Genomic DNA, 2,789 nt, shown 5'->3' with positions numbered 1-2,789 from the left:
TTAATTTTTCCTGCAGCATAGTTTCTATGACCTTTTTCTTGAACTCTGGTGTATACCGTTTGTTTGCTACTCCTTTTAGTGTATTTGACAAGGGCATAATAACACGACACCTAAAGAATGGAGCCAACCTACACCAGACTACACCAGGCCGCCGCTATTGGGGAAAACTCAAAGCGGCGGTTTTTGCGCGATATGGCCGGAGTCCACTGGGGGCCGCCCTGTTTTGGTTATCAAGGCGGCCCCCAGCAGACCCCGGCCATTCCATCCGCAAAGTATAACTATCGGGTAGTGACTTCGAGACAAAATGTCCCAAAGCAATCGTTGTCCCCGCGCATTTTTACATAGGGGCTCTGGTGGTATATCCCCCGTCGCCGCCTACTATTGAGCACAGCCGGGAGTATGCGGTCAAGGGTGCGTAGCACCGCCGCTTGCGGCGGCTTGCCCTTGACGGTCTGCCCCGGCTGTGCTACCCCTCCGGCGCGGCGGGGGATATATCCTCCAGAGCCGCCCCCTTTCCCATGAATGGGAAAGGGCGGGGGGATTGGGTTGAACGCGCTGTAAAAACCGCTTATTTTCCATGGCTGGACTGTTAGCATTTAGGCGTTTGAAAGCCGCTTGTATCAAGGGTTTCGGGGCGCGTTCGGCAGAGGGGTGGTATGTTTATATGTCCTGCGCCCTATTTGTTCCACAAAAGCTAACATGGGGCGGCTGTACTTTGAGACATTTTGTCCCAAAGCTGGAGCGGCACTTTTTTATTTTTAAGACCAAAGTAGTATTGACAAGAGATTAAGACTGTGGTAGTATTTGCTTGTAGCCACTACTACAGTCTTAAAAGGAGGTGTGATTGAATGGATATTAAACTTTTCGACTCTGAGTTGAAAGTGATGTCTGTCCTTTGGCGCGATGGCGATGTTCCCGCAAAATATATCGCTAAACTGCTGACCGAGGAGTTGGGCTGGAATGTCAATACGACCTATACCCTAATCAAGCGTTGTATCAAAAAAGGCGCGATTGAACGCTCCGAGCCCGGTTTCATGTGCCATGCGCTTGTGCCGAAAGAGGATGTGCAGGAGGCGGAAACGAACGAGCTGATTAACAAGGTGTATGACGGCTCCGCCGACAAGCTGTTCGCGGCCCTGCTGGGGCGGAAAAAATTAACTGCCGCGCAGATCGAAAAGCTGAAACAGATTGTCGGTGATTTGGAGTGAGGTGGTGCAAATGAGCCTATTGCAAATGAGTTTTGCGGGAGCTGTGATGATTTTGGCAATTATCGTTATACGCGCCCTGGCAGTCAACCTGTTACCCAAAAAAACTTTTTTAGCACTCTGGGGAATAGTGGTTGCGCGGCTTTTGCTCCCGTTCTCCGTCCCTTCTGCGTTTAGTGTGTATTCGCTGATTGGCAATCATACACCCGCAGTACCCACCACAAAAGGCCCGCAGGTTGCTGGAATGTTGCCGACTGAAATAGCAGGGCAAATGGCTACTATGCCCGGCAATATTTCAAATGCCGCAAGTCCCGTCTCTGTGTGGGTGATTGTTTGGGCTGTTGGCGTGCTGGTCTGCGCTTTGGTCTTTGCCATCGCATACTGGAAGTGCCGGCAAGAATTTCAAACGTCCTTGCCGATAGACAACGGCTTTATTCAAAACTGGTTGAAAAGCCATCGGCTGAAACGCTCCATTTCAGTTCGGCAGTCCAGCCGCTTTTCTGCCCCGCTCACTTACGGCGTATTCCGTCCGGTGATTTTGTTGCCAATGTCTACCGAATGGGAAAATACAAAGGCACTGCAATACGTCTTGGCGCACGAATATGTGCATATCCGGCGTTTTGACAGCATCACAAAATTAGTGCTGATTGCGGTACTGTGTGTGCATTGGTTCAATCCTTTGGTGTGGGCTATGTATATTCTCGCAAACCGGGATATTGAGCTATCTTGTGATGAGGCTGTCGTCCGGCTTTTTGGGGAAAACACAAGGGCGGCTTATGCGCGGACACTAATCAGCATGGAAGAAACCCGGAGCGGCTTGACCCCGCTGTGCAACAACTTTAATAAAAACGCGATTGAAGAAAGGATAACTGCAATTATGAAAATGAAAAAAACATCTATGTTTTCTCTCGTTCTGGCTGTGGCTCTGATTGTCGGCGTGACTACTGGCTTTGCTACCTCCGCCGCGTCCGCTGACGATGGCCGGGAAGTTTCCTTAGATGATTTGGACTATGTCGAGGGCGCTGTGGGAACTGAAAACAATGGAATAAGAATGATTGAAACTGACTCGCGGACTATGGATTTGGATGATTTGGACTATGTTGAGGGTACTGTGAGAACTGAAAGCAACGGGTTGAGGATGACTGAGAACATCTTGTGGCGGGTTGAGGATTTGGCTAATCTGGAATATGTTGAGGGTGATGTAGGTGCGGAGGCTCACGGCATAAAAATTATCGAAGCGCCGGAGCATTGAGTATGTAAAACCTATTTGACTGTATCTTTGGGACAAAATGTCCCAAAGCTGGGGCGGTGCTTTTCACAGTGCCGCCCCCCTTTTTCCGCTCAATGGCAGGCCATAATATCAATCATCTGTCCCGTCTGAAAGACGGGCGGAATAATAAGGAACCGGCGCGACAGCGGCGGTGACGCAGCCAACCTCTTTGGGACATTTTGTCCCAAAGAGCCGGGTTTGGGGAGGCTCCCCAACAAGCATTTTTGCGGGCCTGCGGCCCAGCAAAAATTTCGGAGTGTGGCCACACCCGAATTGCTTGCCGTTTGTGGAATTATATAAATTGAGCGTTTTAA

At 50.1% G+C, this 2,789-nt stretch carries 3 protein-coding genes; 2 read left to right on the top strand and 1 reads right to left on the bottom strand.

Features of this window, described 5'->3' with window-relative positions; all coding sequences use genetic code 11:
- The first annotated feature begins 848 nt into the window (after positions 1 to 848).
- Together D1159_RS18620 and D1159_RS18615 are read left to right on the top strand one after the other, a co-directional pair.
- Positions 849 to 1,208, top strand: coding sequence for a BlaI/MecI/CopY family transcriptional regulator (locus D1159_RS18620; RefSeq protein WP_161847085.1), 360 nt, complete (start codon positions 849 to 851; stop codon positions 1,206 to 1,208).
- A 10-nt stretch (positions 1,209 to 1,218) separates the two neighbouring features.
- A complete protein-coding gene (locus D1159_RS18615) occupies positions 1,219 to 2,457 on the top strand; it encodes a M56 family metallopeptidase (protein ID WP_161847084.1) in 1,239 nt (412 codons plus the stop codon).
- Between the two features lie 89 nt (positions 2,458 to 2,546).
- Here D1159_RS18615 and D1159_RS19370 read toward each other — a convergent pair.
- Positions 2,547 to 2,789: hypothetical protein (locus D1159_RS19370; protein WP_207709195.1), on the bottom strand; the 243-nt coding region annotated here is incomplete at its 5' end.

The sequence above is a fragment of the Pseudoflavonifractor sp. 524-17 genome, assembly GCF_009935845.1.
GTDB lineage: Bacteria > Bacillota > Clostridia > Oscillospirales > Oscillospiraceae > Pseudoflavonifractor_A.
Note: the sequence above shows the minus strand (reverse complement) of the source record. Positions and strands in the feature narration are given on the sequence as shown.

Excerpts from the sequence above, each read along its gene's own strand:
- D1159_RS18615 (WP_161847084.1), top strand. The coding sequence starts at position 1,219 with ATGAGCCTATTGCAAATGAGTTTTGCGGGAGCTGTGATGATTTTGGCA.
- D1159_RS18620 (WP_161847085.1), top strand. The coding sequence starts at position 849 with ATGGATATTAAACTTTTCGACTCTGAGTTGAAAGTGATGTCTGTCCTT.